This is a genomic window from Corallococcus sp. RDP092CA (assembly GCF_041903675.1).
Taxonomy (GTDB): Bacteria; Myxococcota; Myxococcia; order Myxococcales; family Myxococcaceae; genus Corallococcus.
Map to the genome: position 1 here is coordinate 53,912 of NZ_JAYESI010000004.1, position 26,941 is coordinate 80,852.

Genomic DNA, 26,941 nt, shown 5'->3' on the forward strand with positions numbered 1-26,941 from the left:
CGGCATGTCGCGGCCTCCCGCGGACCCTCCCGCCATGCCGTCGCTGCTGGTGTTCGCCGTGGCGGTGCTGCTGTTCGGCTCGCCGCTGCGCCGGCTGTGGCTGGCCGAGGGGGCCCCCGCCGCGCTCCCCTTCCTCGTGTGGCTGGGCGTCATCGCCCTGGGCGGCTGGGTGGCGCACCGGAGCCTGCGCCCATGACGCTGGGGCTGGGCCCGCTCGTCATCGCCTCCGTGGCCTACCTGGGCGCGCTGTTCCTGGTGGCCTACGCGGCGGAGCGGGGCCACATCCCGCCCCGCATCACCCAGCACCCGCTCACGTACGCGCTGGCCCTGGGCGTGTACGCCACGTCCTGGTCCTACTTCGGCAGCGTGGGCTACGCGGCCCGCCACGGCTTCCGCTACCTGGGCATCTACCTGGGCCTCACGCTCGCGTGCCTGCTCGCCCCCGTGCTGTGGCGCCCGCTGCTGCGGCTGACGCGGGAGCGGCAGCTCACCTCGCTCGCGGACCTGCTCGCCTTCCGCTACCCCGGCCAGGCCACGGGCACGGCGGTGACGCTGTTCGCGCTGGCCGGCAGCATGCCCTACCTGGCGCTCCAGCTCCGCGCCGTCGTGGAGTCCGCGCGCATCCTGAGCCCCGCCGCGGCCCCGGCGCTGGTGGGGACGGGCTTCTGCGGCGTGCTCATCGTCTTCTCGCTCCTCTTCGGCGCCCGCCACCCCGCCCCGCGCGAACGCCATGAGGGGCTGATGCTGGCCATCGCCTTCGAGTCCGGCGTGAAGCTGCTGGCGCTGCTCGTCGTCGCGGGCTGGTGCGTGGTGTCCGTCTTCGGCGGGGTGGGCGGGCTCGACGACTGGCTCACGCGCCACCCGGAGGCGGTGGAGGCCCTCCAGCGCCCCGCGCGCGACGCGTCCTGGGCGCCGCTGCTGGTGCTCTCCACCATCGCCGCCTTCCTCACGCCCCGGCAGTACCACGTGGCCTTCACGGAGGCGCCGGAGCGCGACGGGCTGGCCACCGTCGCGTGGGCCTACCCGCTGCTGATGCTGCTCATCAACGTGGCGGTGCCCGTGCTGCTGTGGTCCGGGGAGGCGCTCGGCCTGCCCTGGCCCGCGGACTTCCACGTCCTCTCCGTGCCCGCCGCGAAGGGCGCCCCGCTGCTGGCGCTCATCGCCTTCCTGGGCGGCGTGTCCGCGGCGAGCGCGATGGTCATCGTCACCACGCTGGCGCTCGCGCCCATGTGCCTCACGCACCTGGTGCTGCCGCTGGGCACCGCGCGCGGCCGGGACGACCTCTACGGGTGGCTGCTCTGGGCCCGGCGCGTGCTCATCGCCGCCGTCATCCTCGCGGGCTACGGCTTCTACCTGCTGCTGGACACCCGCGAGACGGGCCTGGTGGACCTGGGGCTCGTGTCCTTCGTGGCCACCGCGCAGTTCGCGCCGGGCGTGCTGGGGCTCCTGACGTGGCCCAAGGCCACGCGCGCGGGGCTGCTCGCGGGCCTCTTCGCGGGCGGGGCGACGTGGGCCTTCACGCTGCTGGCCCCGCTGTGGGAGCCGCCCGCGCTGGTGGCGTGGACCCACCAGCTCTCCGAGGCGCTGGGCTTCAGCGCGGACGAGCCCTGGGGCTTCGCCACCTTCACCTCGCTGACCCTCAACGGGCTGTGCTTCGTGGCGGTGTCGCTCGTCACGCGCCAGTCCGTGGAGGAGCAGGAGGCCGCGCGGGTGTGCGCGCGCGAGGCGCCGGGGCTCGCGGAGGGCAGCGTGGCGGCCAGCTCGCCCGACGAGTTCCGCCGGCAGTTGGAGCCCGTGCTGGGCGCGCAGGTGGCCGCCGCGGAGGTGGACCGCGCGCGCGAGGCGCTGGAGCTGTCGCCCGACGAGCGCCGCCCCGCGGAGCTGCGCCGCCTGCGCGACGGCGTGGAGCGCAACCTCTCCGGACTCATCGGCCCGGTGCTGGCGCGGCTCGCGGTGGGCGAGGCGCTGCGGCTGGACCCCGGCGCGCGCACGGCCCTGGCGGATCAGCTGCGCTTCGTGGAGGAGCGGCTGCGCGACGCGCGCGACATGCGCGGCCCCTTGCGCGAGCTGGAGGTCGTGCGCCGCTACCTCTACCGCATCCTGGAGGACCTGCCCCTGGGCGTGTGCGCCATGGGCCCGGACGGCGAGGTCGTCATCTGGAACGCCGCGCTGGAGGCGCTGTCGGGCGTGCCCATGGACGCCGCGCGGGGCCAGCCGCTCGCGCGCCTGCCGGAGCCGTGGGGGCCCCTGTTCGCGGAGCTCGCGCGGGCGCCCCAAGGCGACGACGAGGCGCGCGTGGCGGTGGGCGGCAGGCCCCGCTCGCTGCGCCTGCACCGCTCGCGGCTGGCGCCCTCGGACGGCGCGAGCACCGGGGAGGCGGGCATCACGTTCCTGGTGGAGGACTGGACGGAGCGCAAGGCGGTGGATGCGCGGCTCGCGCACCAGGACCGGCTCGCGTCGCTGGGCCGGGTGGCGGCGGGCGTGGCGCATGAGATTGGCAACCCGCTCACCGCCATCGCCAGCATCAGCCAGAACCTCAAGTACGAGCTGGAGGACCCGGAGGCCGTGCGCGAGCGCGTGGGGCTCATCCTCCAGCAGTGCCGCCGCATCGACGCCATCGTGCGGGCGCTCGTGGGCTTCGGCCACGCGGGCACCGTCGGCGGCGAGTCCCGGCCCTTCACGCGCGTGGCGGTGGGCCCGCTGCTCGCGGAGGCCGCGCAGTTGGCCCGGCTGTCGCGCAAGGGGCGCGACGTGGCGTGCGCGCACCAGAGCCCGGAGGGGCTGGACGTGCGCGGCGACGCGCAGCGGCTGGAGCAGGTGCTGGTGAACCTCTTGACCAACGCCATCGACGCGTCGCCCGCGGGCTCGCGCGTGGACCTGTTGGCGGAAGCCTCGGGAGACCAGGTGCGCATCCAGGTGGAGGACCGGGGGCACGGCATCGCCCCGGAGCTGTCGCAGCGCATCTTCGAGCCGTTCTTCACCACCAAGCAGCCCGGCGAAGGCACCGGCCTGGGCCTCACGCTGGCGGAGGGCATCGTGCGCGAGCACGGCGGCACGCTGCACATCGAGGGCCTCCACGACGGCGGCACCCGCGTGACGCTCAGCCTGCCCCGCGCGGACGCACTGAAGCAGGAGGCCTCCGCTTGAGCCGCATCCTGGTCATCGAGGACGAGCCCATCATCCGCACGGAGCTGCGCCGGCTGCTCACCCGCGCGGGCCACGACGTGGCGGAAGCGGGCGCGGTGCCGGAGGCCGCCGCCGAGCACGCGCTGGACGCCTTCGACCTGGTCCTCTCCGACCTGCGCCTGCCCGGGCCGCCGGGCACGGACATCATCGCGCTGTGTCCGGGCGTGCCGGTGCTCATCATGACCAGCTTCGCCACGGTGAAGTCCGCCGTGGACGCGATGAAGCTGGGCGCGGTGGACTACATCGCGAAGCCCTTCGACCACGACGAGTTGCTGCTCCAGGTGGAGCGCGTGCTGCGCGAGGGCCGCCTCACCCGCCAGAACGCCGCCCTCAAGCGCGAGGTGGAGCAGACCTGGTCTCCCGGCGGCATGGTGGGCAGCTCCCCCGCCATGCGCGACGTGTTCGAGCGCGTGCGCAAGGTGGCCCCGTCCGCCGCCACCGTGCTGGTGCTGGGCGAGTCCGGCACCGGCAAGGAGCTGGTGGCCCGCGCCGTCCACGCGCAGAGCCCGCGCGCGGAAGGGCCCCTGGTCGCGGTCAACTGCGCCGCCATCCCCGAGGGCCTCTTGGAGAGCGAGCTGTTCGGCCACGAGAAGGGCGCGTTCACCGGCGCGCAGGTCGCGCACGCGGGCCTGGTGGAGGCCGCGCACGGCGGCACCCTCTTCCTGGACGAAATCGGAGAGCTGCCCGCGCCCGCGCAGGCGCGCCTGCTGCGCATGCTCCAGGACGGCGAGGTGCGGCGGGTGGGCGCCACGCGCTCGCGCAAGGTGGACGTGCGCATCCTCGCGGCCACGCACCGCGACCTGCCCCGCCGCGTGCAGGAGGGGCTGTTCCGCCAGGACCTCTACTTCCGCCTGCGCGTCGTGGAGATCCGCCTGCCGCCCTTGCGCGAGCGCGGCGAGGACGTGCCCGCGCTGGCGAAGCACCTGCTGGAGCGGGCCTGCCGCCGGCTGGGGCGCCCGCCCGCGTCGCTGTCCCCAGACGCGCTGGCGGCCATCGCGCAGCACCCGTGGCCGGGCAACGTGCGCGAGCTGGAGAACGCCATCGAACGCGCGGTCATCCTCGCGGACGGGCCGCTCATCACCGCCGACCTGCTGGCGCTGGAGCCGCCCGGCGGACCGGGCGTGGACGGAGGCCCGCCCCCGCTGGAGGAGGCGGACTTCCCGCCCGTCCCGGCCAGCGAGGACCCGCGCTCGCCGGACTCCATGGAGGAGTACTTCCGCCGCTTCGTGATGGAGCACCAGGACCGCATGGGAGAGACGGAGCTGGCGCGCCGGCTGGGCATCAGCCGCAAGACGCTCTGGGAGAAGCGCCAGCGGCTGGGCATCCCCCGCACCCGCGCCTGAGGCTTCGACGCGTCGACCCGACAGGCGCTTCGACGCGTCGAGCTCCGTCGAAGGCCCGGGCCCGCGCCGCACTCCAGAGGGAGCGGCCCCAGGCACGGCGGTTGCTCATGGGTCCTGGCATCCACCGGCACACGAAAGCCAACCCCCGGTGGCCCAGGAGAACAACACCATGTGCAGCCCCACCCGCCTCGGCCTCGATGGTCAGCCGCTGTCCGGCTTCGACACCCGCCTCTCCCCCGACACGGCGCGCACCACCGCGAAGGTCGGCGCGCCGCAGTCCACGCAGCAGACCGCCAACGCCGTGGTCGTCAACCACTGGGGCGCCACCCTCACCAACGTGACGCTGCGCCACCGCTACAGCAACAACCCTGAGTACCAGCAGCAGGGCAACTGGTCCTCGCTGGCGGAGAACGCGACCAGCTCCTCGTTCCAGGTCATCTACTGGACCGGCGCCGTCGGCCACGACTACTGGTGGATCCAGTTCCAGGACGCCAACGGGAAGATCTGGCAGTGCAAGCAGAACTTCTACTGCACGCTCTCCACCCCCGACGCGGGCAACACGCTCTACTTCTTCGTCAACGGCTCCGCGGAAGAGATGCAGTGCCAGTTCGTCAGCACCCAGTGCAACGTCTCCCTCTACGAGTCGTAGGACGCCAGGGAGGCCGGGCCCCGGCCGCTGGCCTGTTCCTCCCTGTCCTGCCGGGGGCGCGTGCGCAGCTTCCACTGCGACACGCCCCCCGGGGGGCCCAGAAGAGGAGCGCGCATGGCCGGCATCTCCCTGTTCCGCGAAGTCACCGCCCCGTGGGGCCGGCGCGCCCGGAGGCTGCGGCTGGAGCGCGCCGCGCGCAGCTACCTGCGCCGCCCGCGCATGAACCTGTCGCCGAAGGCCACGGACGTGGAGACGGCCACGCGCCGCTTCCTGCTCTACTTCATGCTGCCCGCCTGGCTCATCCCAGGCGTGGTGGACTGGGTGTGGCACAGGAAGACGGACATCGAGCACACCAGCGGCGCGGGCGAGTCCCTCATCCACTGCCTGATGATGTCCGAGGTCGGCGTGCCCGTGGTGATGGGGCTGGTGCTGGAGATCAACCCGCTCACGCTCTCCCTCATGCTGGGCCACTCGCTGGTGCACGAGGCCACCGCCTTCTGGGACGTGGCCTACGCCACGAACCACCAGCGTCAGGTGCTCCCGCGCGAGCAGCACACGCACAGCTTCCTGGAGGTGCTCCCCTTCATGGCCGTGTCGTCGATGATCTGCCTGCACTGGGACCAGTTCCTCGCCATCTGGGGCGCGGGCGGCCGCAGGGGGAAGTGGCGCCTGCGGCTCAAGAAGGAGCGGCTGCCGGGCGGCTACCTGAAGGGCATCCTCGGCGCCATCGTGGCCACGCTCGCGCTGCCCTACGCCAACGAGCTGTGGCGCTGCGTTCGCGCGCAGCGCCGGGGCGAAGCCCAGACGCCCTGGCGGCTGGCGAAGCAGTCCCCCGTCACCGTCCCGGACTCCCTCCCGCCCCAGCCCACGCCGCCCGCGCGCACGCTCGCCGCGCCGCATTGAGCTGCGGAGCACCGCCCTCCGTCCCCCGCCGAGTCGCCGTTGCGGCACCGGAGACTTGCGCTTGCCTTAATTGCAACTCAATTGCTATAGTTACGTCGACTCATGAGGACCCGTCTCCCATGGCATCGGCGTCTCGGAGCGGGGCTCCTAGCGGCCGCATGGCTGCTCGTGCCCCTGCTGGCGCTGCTGCACGGGTCGCATGCCCACCGCTTCTGTGCCGCGCACGGGACGTTCGAGGAGGCGGCACCCGCCGCGGGTGACGAGCGTGAGCTATCGGTGGGGGACACCGCCGGACCGCGCGTCCTGAACGCCGCGAGCGAGGACTTCGCGGAGGGGCACGAGGAGTGCCCGCTGCTCGGTGCCTGGGCGCGTCAGGGGCTGCCAGGGCCAGGCCCGGCCTGCGTGGACGGGGGCGCCTCCGTGGCGGTGTCGCGGGACATGGGCCTGTCATGGGTGCCGCCCCAGGTCACGATGCTGGCCGTCGCGCCGAAGGGCTCGCCTCCCCGCGCGTAGTCACCGTCGTGCTTTCGCTCAGCGCGGTGCGCTGGCGCCCCCGCGCGCCTGCTCTCGCGTTGCAACCTGACCACGCCAGGAAGGACTCGCGCCATGCCCAAGGGCAACCGCACCATCATCCATCTCGTCTCAACGGCGAACACCGGCTACTTCTACACAACGACGAAGAACAAGCGGAAGTCGCAGGAGAAGCTCCAGCTCAAGAAGTACGATCCGCGCGTCCGCAAGCACGTGCTCTTCGTGGAGGGCAAGCCATGAGGGCCCTGGAGGCTCGGGCCCGACTCGCGGGCGGCGGCGCCGCGCCGGGCCGCGTGCATGAGCGGCGCGCGGAGCCATCCACGGGCCGGGGGCAGGCGCGGACCGCGGACGCCGCTCCCTGGAGAGCGGTGGCGTGATGCGCCCCGCCCTGTCACGGCCCTCCGTGGAAGAGGCTCCTTCCGGCGCGCACCGCTTCGTGTGGTCGCCCGAGGATCTCACCGACATCTACCGCGACGGCGTCAACCTCTGTGTCTGGCGCCGGGGGCTCGACAGCCAGTTGTCGGCCTGGCTCATGCGGCTGGCCGAGGGGCCGCCACTGGACATCGTCGCGCGCGTGCGCGGCGACGCCCTGGACCTGCGCGGCTGGCTGCCGGAGCTGCCCGGAGGCCCGCTGTTCGACGCGTGGGTGGAGGACCTGAACTTCCTCCTGCGGCTCTACGTCGACCTGCTGGGCGCCGACGCGCTCGGCGTGCGGCTGCACACGCTGGCTCGGGACATGTGCCCGCGCTTCCACGTGGACCGGGTGGGGGTGCGGCTGCTGTGCACCTATGCGGGCCCCGCCACCGAGTGGCTGGAGAACGCCCATGTCGTCCGAAGCGCGCTGGGCGTCACAGGCGAGGTGGCGCGTCCGCGAGCGCCCATCCAGTCCCTGGAGCGCTTCGACGTCGCGCTCCTCAAGGGCGAGGCGTGGCCCGGAAACACCGGCAACGGCGCCGTCCACCGCTCCCCCGCCATCGCGAAGGACGGGACGCGGCGCCTCCTTCTCTCCATCGAAGCGATTTGAGGAAACACGCATGTCCAAGGTCTGTCAGGTCACCGGCAAGGGGCCGCTCGTCGGCAACAACGTGTCTCACTCCAACAACAGGACGAAGCGGCGCTCCCTGCCGAATCTCCAGTGGCACCGCTTCTGGGTGCCCAGCCTCGACCGCTTCGTGCGGCTGCGTGTGAGCGCGCACGGGATGCGCATCATCAACCGGCGTGGCATCGACCGCGTCGTGAGCGAGCTGCGGGCCCAGGGCGTCAGGCTCTGACCCGCCTCTCCTCGACGCGCGTCACCGCGCGCGGCCTACCGGCCGTGGGGTTCGAGCGGGGGGAACGGAGCGCGGTCGCGCACGTAGCGGTCCAGCCAGTCCCCCACCAGGCGCTGCGTCTCCGCGGCGTGTTCGTTGAGCAGGTGGTCCCCGCCTTCGAAGAGCACGAGGCGGAAGGGCCGCCGGGCGGCGAGCAGGTGCTGGGCCATGGTCAGCGCCTCGTCCGGGGCCACGCGCCAGTCCGCCGTGCCCTGGAGGAGCAACAGGGGCGTGTGCGCGGGCAACAACTCCGCCCATCGGGAGGGAGAGCGGGCCTGGAGGAGGGAGGCGCGGTTGGCGGCGTAGCCCGGCACCTGCTTCGCCAGCACCTCGGTCTCCAGCTCCGGGCGCGCGGCCACCATGCGGAAGGCGTCCGTGGGCGCGGCCCCCACGACGGCGGCGGCGATGCGCTCCGTGCGCGCGAGCGTCAGGTAGGCCATCAGCGCGCCCCGACTCCACCCATACAAACCGATGCGCGACGCGTCCACGTCCGGCTGTCCTTCGAGCAGGGGGATGAGGTTGAGCACATCGCGCACGTCCGCGCCGCCGGCCTCGTCGTGCCCCTCCCCTCCGTGATTCCCGCGATACTCGGTGGCGACGACGACGTAGCCCCTCCGGGCCAGCACCGCGAACTCCATCAGGTTCCAGAAGAGGATGCGGCCCGCCTCGCCAAATCCGCCGCGCAGGTAGATGACGGCGGGGTGCTTCACCCTGGCTGGGCCGCCGCGGGGCCTCACCAGCACGCCCTTCACGCGCAGCCCGTCGCTCAGGTACTCCACCTTCTCGCACACCACCTCGGTGCCACCCACCAGCGCGTCATGCACCTGCCGCGTGAAGACGCGCTGGAACACCTCTGGCTGGAGCGCGGGCTCGCCCTCCCGCATGAAGGACACGAACTGCGCATACGTCCGGTGCAGGAGCTGACACGGCTGGCGCGCCACGAGCGCGCCGTCGCTGCGGGCCTCCGGGCTCGCCGGGCCCTGGGCCCGGGCCTCGCGACCTCCCCCCAGCAGCACGCACCCCACGGACACGGCGAGGACGATGGAATGCGGGAGCAACCTGGAGGGAGTCGGCATTCCTCCAGTTCACGCATCTCCCCAACAAATGCAATTCAATTTCAAATACATCCACCTCCGCCAAGGCTCGCGGTGGGGCCCGAGGTGGGCCGCGGCGCGCCCCCGCGCGAGGCTGCGACGCGGCGCCCCGCCTGGCGCTCCCACAGTCCCCCGACAAGCAACACGACGACGCCGCTCCAGGTGAGCACCGGGTCCTCGTCCCGAGCGTGCCCCATCGCCAGCAGCGCGCACCCCAGGATCGCGACCCACAGCGGCCCCCACTGGTGCCGGCGCCGCGCTTTCCAGAAGCTCGCCCCCAACGATACGCACACCGCGAGGACGAGCAGGATGTGATGGGTGGACTCGGTGAGCGTTACGCCTACGCCCAGCAGGGACAACACCTTCGCATACGTCGACAGGCAGGCCGGGCACACCGCGCACGCCAGGACTGGCGCCAGGGCTGCCCAGCGACTTCCCGGGAGCTCCTCCGGGCAGGAGCGCTCCGTCTCGTGGCGGCGGTGATGCGCGCAGTCACACACCGCCTTCTGGACGCGAGGAGAGGATGCTTCGGAATCAGCGAGGGGCGAGAGGGGCATCGGGAAGGGCAACGTGGGGATGGGCAGCGCGATTCCCGCTCCCCCATTTCGATGCATAAGCAACACAGTTACCGAAGCATCCAACTACCGGGAACCCCTCCCTCAGGGCGACCAGGTCCTCCCTGGTCGCCCGGGTGTCCGCCAACCGCGGCGCTTCGGTCGAGCGCCTACTGGCGTACCAGCTTGAACGCGGTGAGCGTGCCGTTGAAGCGGCCCAGGCCCGTGATGTCTCCACGGGCGTTGATGTCCTCGGCGCTCAGCAACGTCCACCCGCTGTTGGCCGGGAGCACGCTGTTGAGGTCGTGAATCTGCTCGCCGAGCCAGATGACGGCGGCCGCGGTCCCCAGGGTGGTATTGCCGTAGAACTGGCCCACGTAGCCCACGACCCATCCGTCCGCGTTGATGCCCTTGGCCTCGCTGTGGATGGCGGCGGGGAGGCTGGGCAGGGTGCCCAGGCCGCGGATGGTACCGTCGCTCCAGATGAACGCGTTGTAGAGCGGAGAGCCTCCGGAGGTGGCGCCCACGACGGCGGAGCCCACCACGGTGCCCGCGTCGTTCACGTCATATGCCTGGCTGGCACGCGTGACATCCAGTCCGCCCAGGTTCACGAGGGTGCCTCCCCGAGTCCACAGCGTGGCCCGCGTCACGCCCTGCGTGTTCTTGCTGTAACCCGCCACATCGCCGTGGCCATTGATGGCCCACGCGCGGGCCAGCGTGGTGTCCAGACCATCCAGTGAGCCCAGGTCCGTCATCGTCCCGTTCTCCCAGCGAAAGGCCCGACTGACGGTGCCGGTAGATGAGCTGCCCACGATGAGGCCGCTGTCGTTGATGTCGGTGGCCGTCGCGGAGGCGCCGCCCAGGGTGCCCAGGTCGGTCATCACGCTGGCCTCCCAGCGGAAGGCCCTCGGCGTGTCGTTGTCGCGCTCTCCCACGACCACGCCACTGGCGTTGATGCCGTAGGCACGACTGAAGGCGTTGCTGCCGGGCAGAGTGCCCAGCTCGGTGAGGGTGTCACCGCTCCAGTGATAGGCGATGAGCGGCGGAGGGTCCCCCGCCATCACGGCCGAGCGGACGTTGCCGACCACCGCCCCCGCGTCATTCAGCGCCTGGGCATAGCTGCCGGTGCCGCCGGGATGGCCAATCGGAACCAGCGTATAGGCAGGCAGCTCTGGGGGGACAGGAGGTGGCTCGGCGACGCAGGTGCCACCCTCCTCGGTGTAGCCCTCATCGCAGTGGCAGTGGTCGCCATGGGAATGGCCATGCTCACCGCAGTCGGGCGACGGCTCCACCGCGGGCACGCAGGTGCCGCCCTCCTCGGTGTAGCCGTCATCGCAGTGGCAGTGCTCATCGTGGGCATGGCCATGCTCGCCACAGTCGGGCGAGGGCTCCACCGCGGGCACGCAGGTGCCGCCCTCCTCGGTGTAGCCGTCATCGCAGTGGCAGTGGTCATCGTGGGCATGGCCATGCTCGCCACAGTCGGGCGAGGGCTCCTCCGCGGGCACGCAGGTGCCGCCCTCCTCCGTGTAGCCGTCGTCGCAGTGGCAGTGGTCGTCGTGCAGGTGTCCGTAGCCACCGCACTCGGTGGGCTGGGGGTCGTCAGAGGAGCCGCAGCCACCCAGGAGGATGGCCGTCGCGGCCAGGAAGGCCAGAGAGAGAGTTCGTAGGTGCATGGTGTGTCCCGGCACTGGGTGAGGAACGGAGCTGACGAAGGTCGCTACGCAGGGTCAGGACATACGCCATGGATACGAGTTATTGCAATCCAGATACATCAGCATCTTTTATTCAAAACGTGCACACGTGGCGCTGAAGCCGCGAGGCCGACGCGCGGTACGCCTCCGCGTGGCGCGGCTGATACGCCAGGCGAACGTGCGCGCTCGGTCCCGTCGTCGCTTCGCGGACCATCGACCCGCCCCGCCGCCACCCGGTGCCAGGGACCGGCCCCATGGACCTCCCCCACGCGGCCACGCCGGAGGAAACGAAACGTCACCCCGGTGTTACGACGCGGTGCACGAATCGTTACGGGGGGTAACGCCTTGTCACCTTCCGCCACATCCTGACGCGGCGAGCCAACCTCCAAGGTCCTGAAACCCGGAGTGCGCCCGGGTGGAACGGGCGTTGCTCAGGGGATGGGGAGCCATGTCCCCCGTCCTTCGTCCCCTGTCGCGGTTGTTGGCGCTCACGGCCCTGTTCACCGCGCTGCCGGCGGCGGCGGGGAAGATCCAGCTCGGCGAGGACACGGTCCTCAACATCAACGTGCTGCTCCAGCCGCAGATGCAGCTCGTCAAGGACGGCGCGCCCACGGGCGGCGTGGGCACGGACTTCTTCCTGCGCCGCGTGCGGCTGCTCGTCTTCGGCTCCATCACGAAGAAGCTGTCGTTCTTCATCGACACGGACCAGCCGAACTTCGGCAAGAACGGCGACTGGAGCCCCACCTTCTACGTCCAGGACGCCACGCTCGCGTACGAGTTCGCGGACAAGACGTGGGTGGAGGCGGGCTTCATCCTCGCGCCGCTGTCGCACCACTCGCTGCAGGGCGCCATCGCGCTCAACACGGTGGACTACCACGCCGACCTCATCCGCTACCCCCTGGGCGTGGGCAAGGTGTGGCGCGACGCGGGCCTCCAGGTGCGCGGCTTCGCGGGCCCCTGGACGTACCGCGCCGCCATCCTCAACGGCGTGGAGGGCGCGAAGCTGGAGAACGGCCAGGTGGTCAACGCGGACGACCTGCCGCGCTTCGTGGGCCACGCGCGCTACAACGTCTGGGGCCACGAGTCCGACCAGTTCCTGCGCGGCATCTACTTCACGGACCAGCCGATGCTGTCCTTCGGCGTGGGCGGGGACTACCAGTACGGCGCCATCGCCACCGCCTCCGGCGTGCACGACGCGGTGGCCCTGTCGGCGGACGTGTTCCTGGACATGCCCATGGGCGACGACCAGGAGCTCGTCTTCCAGGGCAACGTCTTCTCCTGGCAGCAGGGCTTCGACAACGCGCGCAGCGGCACCGGCTTCTTCGTGGAGCTGGGCTACCGCGTCGGCATCGTCGAGCCCGTCTTCACCACCGAGTACTTCAACGGGCGCGTGGCCGCGACGGACCTGCTCGCGTTCCGGCCCGGCCTCAACCTCTGGTTCCAGAAGCACACCTTCAACCTGAAGACGGAGCTGGCCGTGTCGCGTGCGGGAGACATCGCCCACGCGACCACGGGCATCACCGGCACCGCCCAGCTCCAGCTCTTCTACTGAGGACGCACGCCATGGCCACCGACCCGGATTCGCTCGTCCAGCCCAAGGAAGCCTTCCGCCGCACCGCGCACGTGCGGAGCCTGGAGGAGTACCAGCGCCTCTACCGCCTGAGCCTCGAGGCCCCGGACGCCTTCTGGGGTGAGCAGGCCCGGCAGCTCACCTGGTTCCACCCGCCGGAGTCCATCCGCGAGGTGAACGCGCAGGCCGCCGACTTCGCCTGGTTCGCGGGCGGCAAGCTCAACGTCGCCGTCAACTGCGTGGACCGCCACGCGAAGGCGCGCCCGGACAAGGCCGCCATCCTCTGGGCCAGGAACACGCCCGGCGAGTACGAGACCATCACCTTCCGCGACCTCGCCCACCACGTGAACCGGCTGGCCAACGTGCTCAAGGCGCACGGCGTGCGGAAGGGCGACCGCGTCATCATCTACCTGCCGATGATTCCAGAGCTGGTGTACTCGCTGCTCGCGTGCGCGCGCGTCGGCGCGGTGCACTCGGTGGTGTTCGCCGGCTTCTCCGCGGACTCGCTGCGCGAGCGCGTGCTGGACTCCGGCGCGAAGGTGGTCATCACCGCCAACGAGGGCCCGCGCGGCCCCAAGAGCGTGGCCACCAAGGCCATCACCGACGAGGCCCTGGAGGGCCTGTCCCAGGTGACGTCCGTGCTCGTCGCGCGCCGCACGCCCCGGGACGTGCCCATGCGCGAGGGGCGCGACCACTGGCTGGACGTGGAGGCCCGGAAGCACCGGGGCGTCTGCCCCGCCGAGTGGATGGACGCGGAGGACCCGCTCTTCATCCTCTACACCTCCGGCTCCACCGGGAAGCCCAAGGGCGTGCTGCACACGACGGGCGGCTACCTCGTCTACGCGAACACGACCTTCCGCTACATCTTCGACGCGCAGCCGGACGACGTGCACTTCTGCACCGCGGACGTGGGCTGGGTGACGGGCCACTCGTACCTCGTCTACGGCCCGCTCAGCACCGGCACCACCACCGTCCTCTTCGAGTCCACCCCGACGTGGCCGGACGCGAGCCGCCTCTGGCAGGTGGTGGACGACCTGAAGGCCACCACGCTCTACACCGCGCCCACCGCGCTGCGCTCGCTGATCAAGGAGGGCGACGGCTTCGTCACGAAGGCGTCCCGCAGGTCGCTGCGCCTGCTGGGCAGCGTGGGCGAGCCCATCAACCCGGAGGTCTGGCGCTGGTTCCACGACGTGGTGGGCGAGGGCCGCTGTCCCGTGGTGGACACCTGGTGGCAGACGGAGACGGGCGGCATCCTCATCGCCCCGCTGCCGGGCGCGACGCCGTGCAAGCCCGGCAGCGCCACCCTGCCCTTCTTCGGCGTGGAGCCGGTGCTGGTGGATGAGGAGGGACGGAAGCTGGAGGGCAACGGCGTCAGCGGCAACCTGTGCCTCGCGCGCTCGTGGCCGGGCCAGGCGCGCACGCTGTACGGCCACCACTCGCGCTTCGTGGAGACGTACTACGCGCGCTTCCCGCCGCTGTACTTCACCGGCGACGGCTGCCGCCGCGACGAGGACGGCTACTACTGGATCACCGGCCGCGTGGACGACGTGCTCAACGTGTCCGGCCACCGCCTGGGCACCGCGGAGGTGGAGAGCGCGCTCGTCGCGCACGAGGCCGTCGCCGAGGCCGCGGTGGTGGGCTTCCCGCACGACCTCAAGGGCACGGGCGTGTGCGCCTTCGTCACGGTGAAGCCGGACTTCGTGCGCACCCCGGACGAGAAGATGGTGGGCACGCTGCGCGAGCAGGTGCGGCACGTGATTGGCCCCATCGCCACGCCGGACCGGGTGGTGCTGGTGTCGGGCCTGCCCAAGACGCGCTCCGGGAAGATCCTGCGCCGCATGCTCCGCAAGATCGCCGGCGGCGAGACGGAGAACCTGGGTGACGCGACCACGCTCGCGGACCCCGCCGTGCTGGAGGAGCTGCTGACCAAGGGCCTGCCGCCCGCCCCCCGCCGCTGAGGCACTTCGCAAGGAGGAGCACCGATGCACGGCAATTCCAAGGACGAGGCGTTGAGGGCGCTGGCCGCGAGGCGCTGGCGGGTGGCCGGCGCGCTGACGGTGGCGATGCTGGTGGCCTACCTGGGCTTCATCCTGCTGGTGGCCTTCAACCGGCCGCTGATGGGGCACCAGCTCGTGCCGGGGCTGTCCATCGGCATCGTGCTGGGGGCGCTGACCATCCTCTTCGCCTGGGTGTTGACGGGCATCTACATGAGCTGGGCCAACCGCAAGTACGACAGCGCGCTCGACGAGCTGCGCCGCTGAGAGGCCACCCATGAACCCCACGACCGCGGGCACGCAGATTGGCCAGCCCAACACCACGGCCATCGTCTTCTTCCTCCTCTTCGTCAGCATCACGCTGGCCATCACGTACTGGGCGGCGCGCAGGACGAAGACGACGTCCGAGTTCTTCGCCGCGGGCGGCGGCATCAGCGCGGGGCAGAACGGCTTCGCGCTGGCCGGCGACTTCATGAGCGCCGCCAGCTTCCTGGGCATCGCGGGGCTGGTGGCCACGTCCGGCTTCGACGGGCTCATCTACTCCGTGGGCTGGCTGGTGGGCTGGCCGGTGGTGACCTTCCTGGTCGCGGAGCCCCTGCGCAACCTGGGCAGGTACACCTTCGCGGACGTGGTGGCCTACCGCCTGAAGCAGACCCCGGTGCGGCTGTCCGCCGCCGTGGGCACGCTCACCGTCGTCGTCTTCTACCTGATCGCCCAGATGGTGGGCGCGGGCAACCTCATCCGCCTGCTCTTCGGCCTCTCCTATGAGACGGCCGTGGTCATCGTGGGCGCGGTGATGATCCTCTACGTGCTCTTCGGAGGGATGATCGCCACGACGTGGGTGCAGATCGTCAAGGCGGTGCTGCTGCTGGGCGGCGCGACGGCGCTGGCGGTGTCGGTGCTGTGGCGGTTCGGCTTCAGCCCCTCCGCCCTCTTCAGCGAGGCGGTGAACCGCTACGGCCCGGAGGCGCTGGCGCCGGGCAAGCTGGTGTCCAACCCGCTGGAGACCCTCTCCCTGGGCCTGGCGCTGATGTTCGGGACGGCGGGGCTGCCGCACATCCTGATGCGCTTCTACACGGTGCCCAACGCGAAGGCGGCGCGCACCAGCGTGTTCTACGCCACGGGCCTCATCGGCTTCTTCTACCTGGTGACGTTCATCCTGGGCTTCGGCGCGTCCGTGCTGGTGGGCCGCCAGGCCATCGTGGCCGTGGACAAGGGCGGCAACATGGCGGCGCCCATGCTGGCGGAGGCCGTGGGCGGCACGGGCTTCCTGGGCTTCATCTCCGCGGTGTCCTTCGCCACCATCCTCGCGGTGGTGGCGGGCCTGACGCTGTCGGGCGCGGCGGCGCTGTCCCACGACCTGTGGTCCAGCGTGGTGCGCAAGGGCCACGCGCCGGAGGCGGAGCAGCTCAAGGTGGCCCGCATCGCCAGCCTGGCGCTGGGCATCCTGGCCATCATCCTGGGCGTCATCTTCAAGAACCAGAACGTGGCCTTCATGGTGGGGCTGGCGTTCGCCATCGCGGCGAGCGCGAACTTCCCCGCGCTGCTCCTGTCCATGCTGTGGAGGGGCTTCACCACCCGGGGCGCGGTGGCCAGCATGCTCACCGGGTCCATCAGCGCGGTGCTGCTCATCTTCCTGTCGCCCACGGTGCAGGTGGAGCTGCTGGGCCACGCGTCCGCGCTCTTCCCGCTGAAGAACCCGGGGCTCGTCACCATCCCCCTGTCCTTCGTGGTGGGCTGGGGGGTGTCGCTGCTGGCGCCGGAGCCGGAGGCCGCGGCGCGGTTCGCGGAGGTGGAGCACCGCATGCACGTGGGCGCGGCGGTGGCGCCGCCCCCGGTGACGGTCCCCACGGGCGTGGCGGGCGCGGTGCCCCCCGGCATCCCGGAGGCGCCGCAAAAAGTTTGAGGCTGCTCGGCCGTCCTCCACGGTCTCTTCCTCGGCGTGGAGGACAGGGCGGAACCCGGGAGTTTCCAAAGGGGCTCGGGTTCCGCCTTTCTTTTTCCCCTGGCTACCTCCCGCGCGTGAGCGGGAGCACGTCCTGCACCAGGTGGACGAGCACCTTGCCGGGCTCCTCCTCGTGCACCATGTGCGCGGAGTCCTCGAACCAGACGAGCTTCTTGGACGGCGCCTGGACGGTGGCGTACCAGGACGCCAGCAGCCGCGCGGACGTGGTCCGGTCGTGCCGGCCGTGGAAGAAGACGACGGGCACGGCGAAGCGGTTCGCCTTGAGGAGGCTCAGCCGGGTGATGGGCTCCCAGAACGCCGCGATGCTCAGGTCCAGGCCCGCGGCGCGCGCCTGCATGTCCTTGTCGGTGACGTCCGGGCTGTAGCGCCACACCTCCGCGCCGTGCCAGTCCGGCGCGCGCCAGCCGTGGTTTTCATAGTGCATGAGCCAGCGGCGCTCCGTGGGCAGGTGGGCCAGCGTGCGCGCGGGGTCCTTGGGGTCCGGGTACGGGGCCATGGCCTCCAGGTCCGCGATGGCCTTCTGGTTGCCCTCCGCGCGCGCGGCCTGGAGCGTGGCCTCGTAGCCCAGGGCCTCGTTCCGCGGCAGGTCCACCACCTGGCCGATGCCCACGTAGGCGTCGAACCAGTCCGGGTGCTTCTGCACGAGCCGCACGCCCAGCACCGTGCCCCAGCTGTGGCCCACGAGCACGATGCGCTTCTTGCCGTACGTCTTGCGCAGGTACGCGGCGACCTCCTCCGCGTCCGCGACCATGCGGTCCACGGTCAGGGTGGGCTTCACCTTGTCCGCCGGGGTGAGCGCGTACGTCTTCCCCGCGCCGCGCTGGTCCCAGTGGGCGACGGTGAAGTACTCCTCCCACTCCCCCTGGTAGAAGTACGCGGTGGGCAGCGAGGTGTAGGCCGGTCCGCCGTGCAGGAAGAGCAGCAGCGGGCTGTCCTTGTGGCGCCCCCGCACCGAGATCCACTGGTCGATGCCGCCGATGCGCACGGCCTCCGCCTTCTCGATGCCGTCGGTGAGCACGCTGCGGCGGGCCTCGCGCATCACCGCCTGGGGCGTGGGAGGCGCCTCCTCCGCGGCGGCCGGGAGGGCCGTGAGCGACAGCCCCAGGAGGGCCAGGCGGGCGCGCTTCGAGGGTTCTTTCGGGGTTCGCATGCCCCTTGAACGAACGACCCCCGCGCCCATTTCCCGGGCGGCGCCCGCGCGTCCTCGACGGCGGAGGGATTGCGCCTAAGCTGCACGGCCTGTGAACCGGCCCTCCGAACAGAGCCCCCCGAGCGGCCTCCGCGCCCGCCTGCACACGGTCATCTTCGAAGCGGACACCCCGGCGGGCAAGGCGTTCGACGTGGCCCTCCTGTGGGCCATCGTGTTCAGCGTGGGCTCGGTGATGCTGGAGAGCGTCGCGCAGGTGCGGGCGGGCTACGGCCACTGGCTGCACACCGCCGAGTGGGTCTTCACCATCCTCTTCGCGCTGGAGTACGTGCTGCGGCTCATCGCGGTGCGCCACCCGCTGCACTACGCGCGCAGCTTCTTCGGCGTCGTGGACCTGATGGCGCTGTTGCCGTCGTTCCTGAGCGTGCTGCTCCCCGGCGCCCAGACGCTGCTGGTCATCCGCGTGCTGCGCCTGCTGCGCGTCTTCCGCATCCTCAAGCTGGGGCACCTCCTGGGTCAGGCGGAGGTGCTGCTCACGGCGCTGCGCGCGAGCCGGCCCAAGATCATCGTCTTCCTGGGCACGGTGCTGAGCATCGACGTCATCATGGGCGCGGTGATGTACATGGTGGAGGGCGAGGCGCACGGCTTCGACAGCATCCCCCGGTCCATGTACTGGGCCATCGTGACGATGACGACGGTGGGCTTCGGGGACATCACGCCCAAGACGGTGACGGGGCAGCTCTTCGCGTCCATCCTGATGGTGATGGGCTACGGCATCATCGCGGTGCCCACGGGCATCGTGTCGGTGGAGCTCGCCGCCGCCACGCGTCAGCCCCTGAACACCCAGGCGTGCCCCGGCTGTGGCGCACAGGGTCATGACCTGGATGCGCGCTATTGCAAACGCTGCGGCACGGCTTTGGACTGGGCCCCCTCGCGGCCGCCCGGGTGAATCTGCCTAGGATGGCCGCGCATGGCCCGCGCCATCGACACGCCCGAGCTGGACGAGGAGCTGCTGGTCCACCGGTTCCCCGGCCTCGACCGCAAGGCCGTGGGCGCGTTCTACACGCCCGCGCCCATCGTGGAGCGCACGCTCGCGCTCGCGCTGGCGCACGTGGGCGACAGGCCGCTCACGGTGGTGGACCCGGCCTGTGGCGCCGGGGCCTTCCTCGCCGCCGCCGCGAGGCACCGCCCGGACGCGCAGCTGCGCGGCCTGGAGCTGGACGGCGGCGTCGCGCGCCTGTGTCAGGCCCGCGTGCCGGGCGCGGACGTGCGCGTGGGGGACGCGCTCCGGGACGGGCTGGAGCCGCTGCTCGCCGGGACGCCGGAGGGGCACGCGGAGCTGTGGGTGGGCAACCCGCCCTACAACGGCACGTCCGCGGTGCTGAAGGACGCGGCCTGCTACGCGCGGCTGCGCGCCCTGGTGCCCCTGGAGATGCCACCGGGCACGAGCCTCCGGGACGACTTCGCGTTCTTCCTCCTCGTCGCCATGAAGCGGCTGACGGCCCGCCCGGGCGTCCTGGCCTTCATCACGCCCGCGAGCCTGCTGGAGTCGTTCATCTACGCGCCGCTGCGCCACGCGCTGCTGCAGGCGCTCCACCTGCGGGAGGTGGTGGACCTGGGCCCGGGCGTCTTCACGGGGACGCAGGTGCGCACGTGCATCACGGTGTGGACGTCGCGCTCCGGCGCGGACGCGGCCCCGCCCCGCTACGAGCACAAGGGCGTGGGCCAGGCCTTCACGCCCGAGCCTCCCGAGTGGCGGCTGGCCCCCATCGCCCGGGAGGCCGCCGCGCTGGACGCGGACTGGCGGGCGCGCGGCGAGCCGCTCACCACGCTCATCCCGGTGAGCCTGCCCGGGGTGAAGACGCGCTTCGACGAGCTGCTGGTGGACGCGGACCGGGAGCGGCTGCTCGCGCGCCTCCGGGCCTTCTGCGCCGCGACGCAGGACACGCTGGAGGACTTCGCGCGGGAGCACGGCCTGGAGCCCGCGCTGCTGCCCAAGCTGCGCGCGCTGAAGCAGGGGCCGGCGCTGGAGGTGGACGCAAGCCACGTGCGGCCGTTCTTCCGCTATGGCGGCGCGAGGCACCGGGGCGCGCTGCCCGCGGAGGCGAAGGCGTTCTGCTACCTGGACCGGCGGCTGATTCCGCGAGGGGACCACCGGCTGCGCGGTCCGTATGATCCGCACGAGGAGGCGGTGAAGCTCCTGTTCAACGTGCGCGAGCTGCCCCTGTCCGCGGCGCTGCTGGAGGAGCCCGGCTGCGTGCACGACCACCGCCACGCGCGGTTCGCGCCGCTGTACGTGCCCCAGCGGGTGCGGGACGAGGGCCTGGGCATCACCCGGGGCGCCAGGTCCCGCGGGTCCCTGGGCCCGCTGGTGCCGAACCTGTCGCAGCGGGGCCTCGCCTGGGCGCGGGGCCTGGGCGGGCCGGCGGCGGCGTTCCGCGAGGTGATGCGCTTCCTGAACGGGGCGCAGGTGCAGCGGGTCTGGGCGCCCGCCTTCGGGGCGTCGCGGGTGGTGCCGGTGCCGCTGGAGGGCCCGCTGCCGGAGTGATGACTCCCCATCACCCGACGCATGTGGGGGTGGACTTTCTCCAGCGGGGCGCGGGTGCGGCGGGTAGTGTCACCCGCGCTGGGTAACCCCATCCCTGGAGTCTTCGAGACATGACCATCCGTTCCCTGCTGGTTGCCGCCGCCCTCCTCTCCACGCCCGCCCTGGCCCAGGACGCCGGGACGCCGGCCCCCGCGGCGGCGAAGCCCGCCCCCAAGAAGGGCGAAACGGTGAAGGCGACGCTGAAGGACGCCGAGGGCAAGGACGCGGGCGAGGTGACGATGGAGCAGGCGCCCAAGGGCGTGCTGGTGAAGGGCACCCTGACGAACCTGCCCCCGGGCGAGCACGCCTTCCACATCCATGAGACGGGCAAGTGCGAGGCGCCGGAGTTCAAGACGGCGGGCGGCCACTTCAACCCGACGAAGAAGCAGCACGGCGCGCTGTCGCCCAAGGGCCAGCACGCGGGTGACCTGCCGAACCTCTACGTCGGCCAGGACGGCAAGGTGCAGTTCGACGTGTTCGTCGCGGACCTCAAGGTGAAGTCGCTGCTCGACAAGGACGGCTCCGCCGTCATGGTCCACGCCAAGCTGGACGACTACCACACCGACCCCACCGGCGACGCCGGCGGCCGCATCGCCTGCGGCGTGGTGGAGAAGGCGGAGTAGTCACCGCGGCACGGCCGATGCCTGCGCAGCAGGCATCGGCCCGCGGCGGCCCGCCCTGGCTACACGTAGCCGAACCGCCGCCTCGCGAACCACTCCGCGCCCAGCAGCGCGATGAGCGCCACCAGGTAGTACCAGCGGTCCCACAGCGGCTGGTCCTTCGCGCGCCCCACCTCCACCACCGGCGGATCCAGCAGCGGCACGTCCGGCATCCCGTCCCGCGGCAGCTTGAACGCCTTGCCCTCCGTGACGCTGGCGATCTGCGCCATCAGCTCCGGCCGCACCGACGCGTCCGACAGCTCCGGGCCCACCGCGCGCACCGCCACCGCGTCCTCGCCCTTGCCCAGGTCCGTCTCGCCCTTCTTCGCGGACGCGAGCAGCTTGTACGGCCCCGGCGCCGGCGGCGCGAACTCCAGCCGCACCACGCCGTCCGCCCCCGTCGCGCCCGTCTGCACCGCCACCGGCTTCTGCGTCGCCACGGAGAACAGCTCCACCCGCACCTGCGCGCCCTCCGCCGGCTGGTAGTCCGCCATCCGCGCCTGCACCACCACGCCCACCGGACGCCCCGGCTCCACCGACGGCGGATCCGCCGTCACCTTCAGCGTCGTCAGGTCCGGGTCCCGCACCAGCCACCGGAGCGCGTTGCCCCAGAACCGGTCATACGCGCGGCTCGGTGAACCGTCCCGGTGCGCCGTGAACGCCCACGACCACGTCGCGTCCGTCGCCACCACCATCGCCCGCCCCCGCCCGTAGTCCCACACCGACACGAGCGGCGCGTTCTTCCCGTCCACCGTCATGAACGGATGGTCCATCAGCACCGTCGCGCCCGGCCGCGCCCGCGTCAGGTTCGCGCCCGGGATGGGCGCGAGCTCGCCCCACGCGCCCTCCGTGCTCGCCGCGCCCGTGCCAATGGACGTCACCGGATGCCGCAGGCCCTCCGGCGTGAGGCGCGGCTTGAACGGCTCCGCGCTCGCCGGGCCCGCGGCCTCCACCGGCAACGCCTCCATCAGCGTGGGCATCGCCGCGCGGCCCTCGCCCAGCACGCTGTCGCCGCCGATCAGCACGAACGCGCCGCCCTCGTGGACATAGCGCTCCAGGTTGCGCTCGTACTCCGCGATGGACAGCGACGGATCCGAGTAGCCGAAGTTCTGGAAGATGACGACGTCGAACGTGTGCAGCTTCGTGTCGAAGATCTCCTCCATGGGGAACGGGATGAGCGACAGCTCCCGCTCGTTCGACACGCCCGGGTCGTCCGACAGCGTGCGCAGGATGTAGAACGACACCAGGTCCACGTTCGCGTCCTGCTTGAGCAGCCCGCGCAGGAAGCGCTCGTCCCACGACGGCCGGCCCACCACCAGCAGCACGCGCACGCGGTCGCGGATGACCTTCAGCGTGAACGAGCGGCTGTTGTTGTCGCTCACCGCCTCGTCCGGGAAGGTGGGCACCGTCACCGTGTAGACGAACCGCCCCGTCTGGTCCGGCGTGAAGGTGAAGGACACCGGCTTCACGTCATCGCCCGTGGTCATCTTCACCAGCTTGCTCGCCACCGTCTTGCCCTCCTGGCTCAAGACGACGGGGATGTCCTGCCCGGAGAACCCGCGGCCGTGGATCTCCACCTCCACCGTCAGCGAGTTGCGCACGAAGGCGAAGTCATCCACCTTCAGCCCCTCCACCGACAGGTCCTTCAGCGCCTCCTGGCCCACCAGGAACGTGGACACCGGCACGCCCAGGTCCGTGAGCGCGGCCCGCGCGCGCCCCACCGCGCCGGCCTTCAGCTCCGCGTTGTCCGCGCCGTCGCTGAACAACAGCACGCCGGACAGCTTGCGCGACCCCTGCCCCCCGGACGCCGCGGACCGCAGCGCCGCGAGCAGGTCCGTCGAGCCCGCCCGCGCCGGCTCCTGGGCGAGCTGCGCGGGCGTCACCGGCGCCAGCTCCGGATCCACCCCGTACACCTCCACCGTGAAGCGGTCCTGCCAGGACGCGAACGTGGGCGCCGCCTTCTCCAGGAACGCCGCCACCTGCGCGCTGCGCGTGGGCCCGCCCGGCTCCGACGGGAAGTTCATGGACGCCGAGCGGTCCACCAGCACCGCCACCCGGTTCTTCATCCGCGCCACCTGCAGGTGCCGGATGCCGGGCTCCACCAGGAAGAAGAGCGCCGCCAGGCCCGCGCCCAGGCGCAGGCCCCACAACAGCAGCTTGCGGCCCCGGGACGGCTCGCGGCGCACGCCCCACGCCGCCAACGCGATGCCCAGCGCGAGCCCCACGCCCAGCAGCCCCAGCGCCCAGACGGGCAGGGGCGACAGGCTGACGAGCTTCCACGCGTTGAAGGACGGGGAGTTCATTCGTTCGTTCGCGCGAGGAGACGCACGGTCAGCGCCGCTTGTTGAGGATGAGGGGCAGGTGCACCGCGTCGTCCTTGTAGTCCAGGCAGAGCGCGTACATGCACAGGTTGATGCCCAGGCGGATGGCCAGCTCACGCTGCGGCTCGCCGCCCGGGGACACGTCGAACTCGTAGTCGCCGGACTCGCTGCGGCTCCACGCGCCCGCCACGTCGTTCTGCGAATAGATGACCGCCGCGCGCTTGCCCACGCTCGCCACCAGCGGCAGCGGCTTGTGCAGCAGCCGCCCCGGCGCCGCGTCCAGGAGGAAGAAGGACTTGAAGACGACGTGCGTCCCCGGCGCCTCCTTCAGCGGGCTCTGCGGCAGCACGCGCGCCATCTCCCGGCGGAAGCTGGCGTCGAAGCCGTCCCCGTCGCTGCCGTCGTTGGCGTCCCCGAACACGAAGCCGCCATACGTGAGGTAGCGGCGCAGGTTGGACACCTCCGCGTCACCCAGCGCCGGGAAGGCCCCGTCCCCTCCGAAGTAGAGGAACGGGTACTCGAAGAGGTCCGGGCTGCTCAGCGCGAACGGGCGCGCGTCCGGCACCACCTCTACGGACGTGCGCCGCTGCAGCTCCCACGCGAGCCGGCGCAGGCCCGACAGCCGGACGTCCCAGCGCCCCCCGTGCCGGGCCACTGCGGGGATGAAGCGGCTCTTCTCACCGAACGCGGCCGCGCGCCGGGACAGCAGCGGGACGAGCGCGGACGTGGCGAGCAGCAGGTTTCGACGGGAGAGGGGCCGCACGGGCATGGGGACCTGCTTATACCGTCGGCGGGTGCCTGCATTCCCTGGTATAGACGCGCCCCATGGCGAAAGGCGGACAGACGCCCCCGGGGCCCGGCGGCGGCCCCGGAGCCCCCGGCGCGGCTCCCGGCTCCGACGACGTGCGCGCCGCCTGGGCCCGCAAGGAGGCCGGTGACGTGGCCGGCGCGCGCGAGGACGCCCGGCGCATCCTCGCGGGCAGCCCCTCTCCGGAAGACAGAGAACGCGCGGAAGACCTGCTGCGCACCACCGCCACGCCCCGCGCGCTCTACGGGTACGCGCTCCTGGGAGCGGTCATCCTGGCGGTGCTGCTGGGGCTCGCCCTGACCCGCTATTCCTGACGGCCACAGCCGCTAGGATGGCGTGCCATGGAAGGCTTCCTCCAGGCGCTCAAGTCGTACCAGTCCTACAACCCCTCCGGCTGGGTGGGCATCTACCGGATGCTGCCCATGTGGGTCGGCGTGGTGGTGGCGCTCGTGGGGCTGGTGCTGCTGCTGGCGGGGGGCGGCAAGCTCTTCCGCGTCGTGGCGGGCCCGGTGGGCGCGGTGCTGGGGCTGGTGTGGACCTCGGCCGTCACCCTGCGGCTGAGCCTGGGGGAGCTGGATCCGCGCCTGCCCACGCTGGTGGCCGCGGCGCTGATGGCGCTGGGCTTCCTCTTCCCGCCCGCCATCACCTTCGTCGGGGTGGGCGTGCCGCTGGGGCTGCTGGCGGGGCAGATCGCCGGCCCCGGCGACTTCCTGCTCGGCTTCGGGCCGGGCTTCATCGTGGGCGGCCTGGTGGGCGCCTTCCTCCACCGGCAGGTGAGCGGCATCGTCGCGTCGGCGGTGGGCGCGTGGCTCCTGGTGATTGGCGCGCTCGCGGCGCTGCACCAGCTCGGCGGCGTGGTGGAGGCGGTGGCCAGCCGCCCCTGGGGCGTCATCATCGCCGCGCTCCTCTTCGCCCTGGCGGGCAGCATCTACCAGCTCGCGGTGCGCCCCTCGCCCGAGGAGTCCGAGCAGCAGAAGGCGGAGAAGCAGCGGCTGAAGCAGCGGCTGGCGGAGCAGCAGGCGCTCGAGAAGCGCTGGGGGGTCAAGTAGCCCCTGACCCGGCAATCCTTTACGCCGGGGGGGCCGGGGCGTAGATTCCGCCGGCTTTTCCCCCACCCCTCCTCGAGCATCGATGGGCCAGGCCAGCCGCAAGGACAAGGACACGCAGAAGCAGGAAGGGTCGCCCCCGGCGGCCGCCGTCCCGGCTTCCCCGGAGGCCTCCCAGCCGGCCGTTCCCCATGAAGCGTGGCGCAAGCCCGCCGGCATGGGGCGCAAGGGGTGGGCCCTCCTCGCGGGCGCCGTCGCCTTCATCCAGCTCCCGCTCATCCACTACGCGCTCTTCCGGGGGCAGGCGGACGTCACCGCGACGGTGCCCTACCAGCAGTCCTTCAACGACCCGGCCGTCGTCGCGCGCGACTTCTTCTCCACCGGCGCCTACTGGCGCGTGACGAACGGTGAGCTGCTGGGCCCCGCGCCCAAGAACAACCCGCTGTGGCTCCAGGCCGTGCTGCCGGACGACGTGGCGGTGGAGTTCGACGTGCGCCCCGAGTATCCGGAGGGCGACATCCGGGTGGAGCTGTTCGGCAACGGCCGCGACCCGGCCTCGGGCTACGTGCTGGTGCAGGGCGGGTGGAACAACAGCCTGTCCGTCATCGCCCGCAAGGACCTGAACGCCCCCGCGCTGGACGCGCTCCAGCGCAAGGCCGCGCGCGTCGCGGAGAAGGGCGGCGGCCAGGGCGCGGACCTCGTCGCCACCGGCGTCTTCAAGAAGGACACCCGGGTGCGCGTGGAGTCCCGCGTGGGCGCCCCCATCCAGTCCGGCCGCACGTACCACTGGCGCGTCGAGCGGCGCGGCAACGTGCTCAAGTGGGCCATCGACGGCCAGCTCGTGGCGGAGCTGGACGACCCGTTCCCCCTGAAGGGCAAGGGCCAGGACCGGCTGGGCCTGTCCGGCTGGGAGTCCCAGCTGTTCTTCGACAACCTGCGCGTGGGCACGCCGGACGCCATGCCCGCCACCATGGTGGCGAGGCAGGAGCCCACCCTGCCCCCGGGCCCCTCCGAGGACGACTTCAACCGCGACACGCTCGGCGACGCGTGGAACGTCACCCACCCCAGCGCGGTGAAGCTGGAGGACGGGGCGCTCGTGGTGCAGGGGCTGGGCAACCGCCCGGTGTGGCTGAAGAAGCCCATCCCGGAGAACGCCGTCATCGAGTTCGACGCCTGGGGTGACAGCCCCGAAGGCGACGTGAAGGTGGAGGCGTGGGGCGACGGCCGCTCCTTCTACGCGGGCGACCCTCGCCTGCAGTACACCGCCACCGGCTACGTCTTCGTCTTCGGCGGCTGGCGCAACACCCAGTCCATCATCGCCCGCCAGCACGAGCACACCCACGACCGCGCCGTGCGCGACGGCGCCGCGGTGGTGCCCGGCCAGCGCTACCACTTCAAGATCACGCGGCGGGACGGCCTGCTGTCGTGGGAAGTGGACGGCAAGCCCTTCCTGACCCTCCAGGACGCGTCCCCCCTCTACGGCCCCCGGAACCAGTACTTCGGTTTCTCCGGCTGGCAGACGCGCGTCCACTTCGACAACCTCAAGATCCAGCCGCTGTAGCCTTCCCCCGGGCGGCGGAGG

The 26,941-nt window shown here is 71.9% G+C and carries 26 protein-coding genes; 19 read left to right on the forward strand and 7 right to left on the reverse strand.

All coding sequences use genetic code 11. The annotated features are described in order from the left end of the window. The first annotated feature begins 34 nt into the window (after nucleotides 1-34). The 4 genes from U8525_RS06300 (at nucleotide 35) to U8525_RS06315 (ending at nucleotide 5,178) form a co-directional block, all read left to right on the forward strand. Nucleotides 35-196: a hypothetical protein gene (locus U8525_RS06300; protein WP_374262431.1), complete on the forward strand. Its 162-nt coding sequence runs from the start codon at nucleotides 35-37 to the stop codon at nucleotides 194-196. After that, nucleotides 193-3,147 carry an ATP-binding protein gene (locus U8525_RS06305; RefSeq protein ID WP_374262433.1) on the forward strand — a complete coding sequence of 985 codons (2,955 nt, stop codon included), beginning with the start codon at nucleotides 193-195 and terminating at the stop codon, nucleotides 3,145-3,147. Before U8525_RS06300 ends, U8525_RS06305 begins: the two co-directional genes overlap by 4 nt. Next, complete coding sequence (locus U8525_RS06310; RefSeq protein ID WP_374262435.1) at nucleotides 3,144-4,529, forward strand: sigma-54-dependent transcriptional regulator; 1,386 nt, start codon at nucleotides 3,144-3,146, stop codon at nucleotides 4,527-4,529. The genes U8525_RS06305 and U8525_RS06310 overlap by 4 nt, the downstream gene beginning before the upstream one ends. Before the next feature lie 169 nt (nucleotides 4,530-4,698). Beyond that, nucleotides 4,699-5,178 carry a hypothetical protein gene (locus tag U8525_RS06315; protein WP_374262438.1) on the forward strand — a complete coding sequence of 160 codons (480 nt, stop codon included), beginning with the start codon at nucleotides 4,699-4,701 and terminating at the stop codon, nucleotides 5,176-5,178. Here U8525_RS06315 and U8525_RS06320 read toward each other — a convergent pair. Then, a complete protein-coding gene (locus tag U8525_RS06320) occupies nucleotides 5,166-5,294 on the reverse strand; it encodes a hypothetical protein (RefSeq protein WP_374262440.1) in 129 nt (42 codons plus the stop codon). The genes U8525_RS06315 and U8525_RS06320 overlap by 13 nt on opposite strands. On the opposite strand from U8525_RS06320, the gene U8525_RS06325 reads away from it, so the two are divergent. The 5 genes from U8525_RS06325 to rpmB all read left to right on the forward strand — a co-directional run bounded on the left by U8525_RS06325 (nucleotide 5,293) and on the right by rpmB (nucleotide 7,883). Then, a complete protein-coding gene (locus tag U8525_RS06325) occupies nucleotides 5,293-6,081 on the forward strand; it encodes a hypothetical protein (protein ID WP_374262443.1) in 789 nt (262 codons plus the stop codon). The genes U8525_RS06320 and U8525_RS06325 overlap by 2 nt on opposite strands. A gap of 168 nt (nucleotides 6,082-6,249) precedes the next feature. Continuing rightward, complete coding sequence (locus tag U8525_RS06330) at nucleotides 6,250-6,594, forward strand: hypothetical protein (RefSeq protein ID WP_374262446.1); 345 nt, start codon at nucleotides 6,250-6,252, stop codon at nucleotides 6,592-6,594. A 93-nt stretch (nucleotides 6,595-6,687) separates the two neighbouring features. After that, nucleotides 6,688-6,852: a 50S ribosomal protein L33 gene (rpmG, locus tag U8525_RS06335; RefSeq protein WP_128795753.1), complete on the forward strand. Its 165-nt coding sequence runs from the start codon at nucleotides 6,688-6,690 to the stop codon at nucleotides 6,850-6,852. A 136-nt stretch (nucleotides 6,853-6,988) separates the two neighbouring features. Continuing rightward, nucleotides 6,989-7,636 (forward strand): DUF1826 domain-containing protein, encoded by a 648-nt coding sequence (locus tag U8525_RS06340; RefSeq protein WP_374263040.1) that lies wholly within the window; start codon nucleotides 6,989-6,991, stop codon nucleotides 7,634-7,636. Between the two features lie 10 nt (nucleotides 7,637-7,646). Next, nucleotides 7,647-7,883 (forward strand): 50S ribosomal protein L28, encoded by a 237-nt coding sequence (gene rpmB / locus U8525_RS06345; RefSeq protein ID WP_374262450.1) that lies wholly within the window; start codon nucleotides 7,647-7,649, stop codon nucleotides 7,881-7,883. Nucleotides 7,884-7,918: 35 nt separating this feature from the next. On the opposite strand, the gene U8525_RS06350 is transcribed toward rpmB, so the two are convergent. From U8525_RS06350 to U8525_RS06360, 3 genes are all read right to left on the reverse strand, one after another. Beyond that, nucleotides 7,919-8,998 carry an alpha/beta hydrolase family protein gene (locus U8525_RS06350; protein WP_374262452.1) on the reverse strand — a complete coding sequence of 360 codons (1,080 nt, stop codon included), beginning with the start codon at nucleotides 8,996-8,998 and terminating at the stop codon, nucleotides 7,919-7,921. 41 nt (nucleotides 8,999-9,039) lie between these two features. After that, entirely contained in the window at nucleotides 9,040-9,630 is a 591-nt protein-coding gene (locus tag U8525_RS06355) for a MerC family mercury resistance protein (protein ID WP_374263042.1), read from the reverse strand. A 110-nt stretch (nucleotides 9,631-9,740) separates the two neighbouring features. After that, complete coding sequence (locus tag U8525_RS06360) at nucleotides 9,741-11,243, reverse strand: DUF3466 family protein (RefSeq protein WP_374262454.1); 1,503 nt, start codon at nucleotides 11,241-11,243, stop codon at nucleotides 9,741-9,743. Nucleotides 11,244-11,709: 466 nt separating this feature from the next. Between U8525_RS06360 and U8525_RS06365 the strand changes: the two genes are divergently transcribed. Genes U8525_RS06365 through U8525_RS06380 form a run of 4 tightly spaced genes read left to right on the forward strand, consistent with a single transcriptional unit; the run spans nucleotide 11,710 to nucleotide 16,731 of the window. Then, nucleotides 11,710-12,813: a hypothetical protein gene (locus tag U8525_RS06365; protein ID WP_374262456.1), complete on the forward strand. Its 1,104-nt coding sequence runs from the start codon at nucleotides 11,710-11,712 to the stop codon at nucleotides 12,811-12,813. Nucleotides 12,814-12,824: 11 nt separating this feature from the next. Continuing rightward, nucleotides 12,825-14,789, forward strand: coding sequence for an acetate--CoA ligase (gene acs, locus U8525_RS06370; protein ID WP_374262459.1), 1,965 nt, complete (start codon nucleotides 12,825-12,827; stop codon nucleotides 14,787-14,789). 24 nt (nucleotides 14,790-14,813) lie between these two features. Continuing rightward, nucleotides 14,814-15,092, forward strand: coding sequence for a DUF485 domain-containing protein (locus U8525_RS06375; protein WP_374262462.1), 279 nt, complete (start codon nucleotides 14,814-14,816; stop codon nucleotides 15,090-15,092). 10 nt (nucleotides 15,093-15,102) lie between these two features. Continuing rightward, on the forward strand, nucleotides 15,103-16,731 hold the full coding sequence (locus tag U8525_RS06380; protein ID WP_374262465.1) for a sodium/solute symporter: 1,629 nt from the start codon (nucleotides 15,103-15,105) through the stop codon (nucleotides 16,729-16,731). A 103-nt stretch (nucleotides 16,732-16,834) separates the two neighbouring features. On the opposite strand, the gene U8525_RS06385 is transcribed toward U8525_RS06380, so the two are convergent. Further along, a complete protein-coding gene (locus tag U8525_RS06385; protein ID WP_374262467.1) occupies nucleotides 16,835-17,941 on the reverse strand; it encodes an alpha/beta fold hydrolase in 1,107 nt (368 codons plus the stop codon). Nucleotides 17,942-18,032: 91 nt separating this feature from the next. On the opposite strand from U8525_RS06385, the gene U8525_RS06390 reads away from it, so the two are divergent. The 3 genes from U8525_RS06390 to U8525_RS06400 all read left to right on the forward strand — a co-directional run bounded on the left by U8525_RS06390 (nucleotide 18,033) and on the right by U8525_RS06400 (nucleotide 21,148). Continuing rightward, nucleotides 18,033-18,887, forward strand: a complete 855-nt coding sequence (locus tag U8525_RS06390; RefSeq protein ID WP_374262469.1) for an ion transporter — start codon at nucleotides 18,033-18,035, stop codon at nucleotides 18,885-18,887. A 21-nt stretch (nucleotides 18,888-18,908) separates the two neighbouring features. Beyond that, entirely contained in the window at nucleotides 18,909-20,486 is a 1,578-nt protein-coding gene (locus U8525_RS06395) for an N-6 DNA methylase (protein WP_374262471.1), read from the forward strand. Nucleotides 20,487-20,596: 110 nt separating this feature from the next. Further along, the gene (locus U8525_RS06400; protein WP_374262473.1) at nucleotides 20,597-21,148 is read left to right on the forward strand and encodes a superoxide dismutase family protein; all 552 of its coding nucleotides are present in this window, start codon (nucleotides 20,597-20,599) and stop codon (nucleotides 21,146-21,148) included. Between the two features lie 59 nt (nucleotides 21,149-21,207). Here U8525_RS06400 and U8525_RS06405 read toward each other — a convergent pair whose 3' ends face one another. Next, the gene (locus U8525_RS06405; RefSeq protein ID WP_374262474.1) at nucleotides 21,208-23,487 is read right to left on the reverse strand and encodes a glutamine amidotransferase; all 2,280 of its coding nucleotides are present in this window, start codon (nucleotides 23,485-23,487) and stop codon (nucleotides 21,208-21,210) included. A 28-nt stretch (nucleotides 23,488-23,515) separates the two neighbouring features. Then, nucleotides 23,516-24,274 carry a DUF4159 domain-containing protein gene (locus U8525_RS06410; protein WP_374262476.1) on the reverse strand — a complete coding sequence of 253 codons (759 nt, stop codon included), beginning with the start codon at nucleotides 24,272-24,274 and terminating at the stop codon, nucleotides 23,516-23,518. A 56-nt stretch (nucleotides 24,275-24,330) separates the two neighbouring features. Between U8525_RS06410 and U8525_RS06415 the strand changes: the two genes are divergently transcribed. The 3 genes from U8525_RS06415 (at nucleotide 24,331) to U8525_RS06425 (ending at nucleotide 26,920) form a co-directional block, all read left to right on the forward strand. Continuing rightward, nucleotides 24,331-24,627 (forward strand): molecular chaperone DnaJ, encoded by a 297-nt coding sequence (locus tag U8525_RS06415; protein WP_374262479.1) that lies wholly within the window; start codon nucleotides 24,331-24,333, stop codon nucleotides 24,625-24,627. 27 nt (nucleotides 24,628-24,654) lie between these two features. Then, nucleotides 24,655-25,362 carry a hypothetical protein gene (locus tag U8525_RS06420; protein WP_374262482.1) on the forward strand — a complete coding sequence of 236 codons (708 nt, stop codon included), beginning with the start codon at nucleotides 24,655-24,657 and terminating at the stop codon, nucleotides 25,360-25,362. An 82-nt stretch (nucleotides 25,363-25,444) separates the two neighbouring features. After that, the gene (locus U8525_RS06425; protein ID WP_374262484.1) at nucleotides 25,445-26,920 is read left to right on the forward strand and encodes a hypothetical protein; all 1,476 of its coding nucleotides are present in this window, start codon (nucleotides 25,445-25,447) and stop codon (nucleotides 26,918-26,920) included. Nucleotides 26,921-26,941: the final 21 nt, after the last annotated feature.

Bases quoted from the DNA above. Each gene is read 5' to 3' on its own strand.
- U8525_RS06425 (WP_374262484.1), top strand. From the start codon at position 25,445: ATGGGCCAGGCCAGCCGCAAGGACAAGGACACGCAGAAGCAGGAAGGG.
- U8525_RS06405 (WP_374262474.1), bottom strand. From the start codon at position 23,487: ATGAACTCCCCGTCCTTCAACGCGTGGAAGCTCGTCAGCCTGTCGCCC.
- U8525_RS06395 (WP_374262471.1), top strand. From the start codon at position 18,909: ATGGCCCGCGCCATCGACACGCCCGAGCTGGACGAGGAGCTGCTGGTC.
- U8525_RS06325 (WP_374262443.1), top strand. From the start codon at position 5,293: ATGGCCGGCATCTCCCTGTTCCGCGAAGTCACCGCCCCGTGGGGCCGG.
- U8525_RS06350 (WP_374262452.1), bottom strand. From the start codon at position 8,998: ATGCCGACTCCCTCCAGGTTGCTCCCGCATTCCATCGTCCTCGCCGTG.
- U8525_RS06420 (WP_374262482.1), top strand. From the start codon at position 24,655: ATGGAAGGCTTCCTCCAGGCGCTCAAGTCGTACCAGTCCTACAACCCC.
- U8525_RS06410 (WP_374262476.1), bottom strand. From the start codon at position 24,274: ATGCCCGTGCGGCCCCTCTCCCGTCGAAACCTGCTGCTCGCCACGTCC.
- U8525_RS06380 (WP_374262465.1), top strand. From the start codon at position 15,103: ATGAACCCCACGACCGCGGGCACGCAGATTGGCCAGCCCAACACCACG.
- U8525_RS06400 (WP_374262473.1), top strand. From the start codon at position 20,597: ATGACCATCCGTTCCCTGCTGGTTGCCGCCGCCCTCCTCTCCACGCCC.
- U8525_RS06320 (WP_374262440.1), bottom strand. From the start codon at position 5,294: ATGCGCGCTCCTCTTCTGGGCCCCCCGGGGGGCGTGTCGCAGTGGAAG.
- U8525_RS06360 (WP_374262454.1), bottom strand. From the start codon at position 11,243: ATGCACCTACGAACTCTCTCTCTGGCCTTCCTGGCCGCGACGGCCATC.
- U8525_RS06415 (WP_374262479.1), top strand. From the start codon at position 24,331: ATGGCGAAAGGCGGACAGACGCCCCCGGGGCCCGGCGGCGGCCCCGGA.
- U8525_RS06365 (WP_374262456.1), top strand. From the start codon at position 11,710: ATGTCCCCCGTCCTTCGTCCCCTGTCGCGGTTGTTGGCGCTCACGGCC.
- U8525_RS06355 (WP_374263042.1), bottom strand. From the start codon at position 9,630: ATGCATCGAAATGGGGGAGCGGGAATCGCGCTGCCCATCCCCACGTTG.
- U8525_RS06305 (WP_374262433.1), top strand. From the start codon at position 193: ATGACGCTGGGGCTGGGCCCGCTCGTCATCGCCTCCGTGGCCTACCTG.
- rpmB (WP_374262450.1), top strand. From the start codon at position 7,647: ATGTCCAAGGTCTGTCAGGTCACCGGCAAGGGGCCGCTCGTCGGCAAC.
- acs (WP_374262459.1), top strand. From the start codon at position 12,825: ATGGCCACCGACCCGGATTCGCTCGTCCAGCCCAAGGAAGCCTTCCGC.
- U8525_RS06300 (WP_374262431.1), top strand. From the start codon at position 35: ATGCCGTCGCTGCTGGTGTTCGCCGTGGCGGTGCTGCTGTTCGGCTCG.
- U8525_RS06375 (WP_374262462.1), top strand. From the start codon at position 14,814: ATGCACGGCAATTCCAAGGACGAGGCGTTGAGGGCGCTGGCCGCGAGG.
- U8525_RS06385 (WP_374262467.1), bottom strand. From the start codon at position 17,941: ATGCGAACCCCGAAAGAACCCTCGAAGCGCGCCCGCCTGGCCCTCCTG.
- rpmG (WP_128795753.1), top strand. From the start codon at position 6,688: ATGCCCAAGGGCAACCGCACCATCATCCATCTCGTCTCAACGGCGAAC.
- U8525_RS06315 (WP_374262438.1), top strand. From the start codon at position 4,699: ATGTGCAGCCCCACCCGCCTCGGCCTCGATGGTCAGCCGCTGTCCGGC.
- U8525_RS06340 (WP_374263040.1), top strand. From the start codon at position 6,989: ATGCGCCCCGCCCTGTCACGGCCCTCCGTGGAAGAGGCTCCTTCCGGC.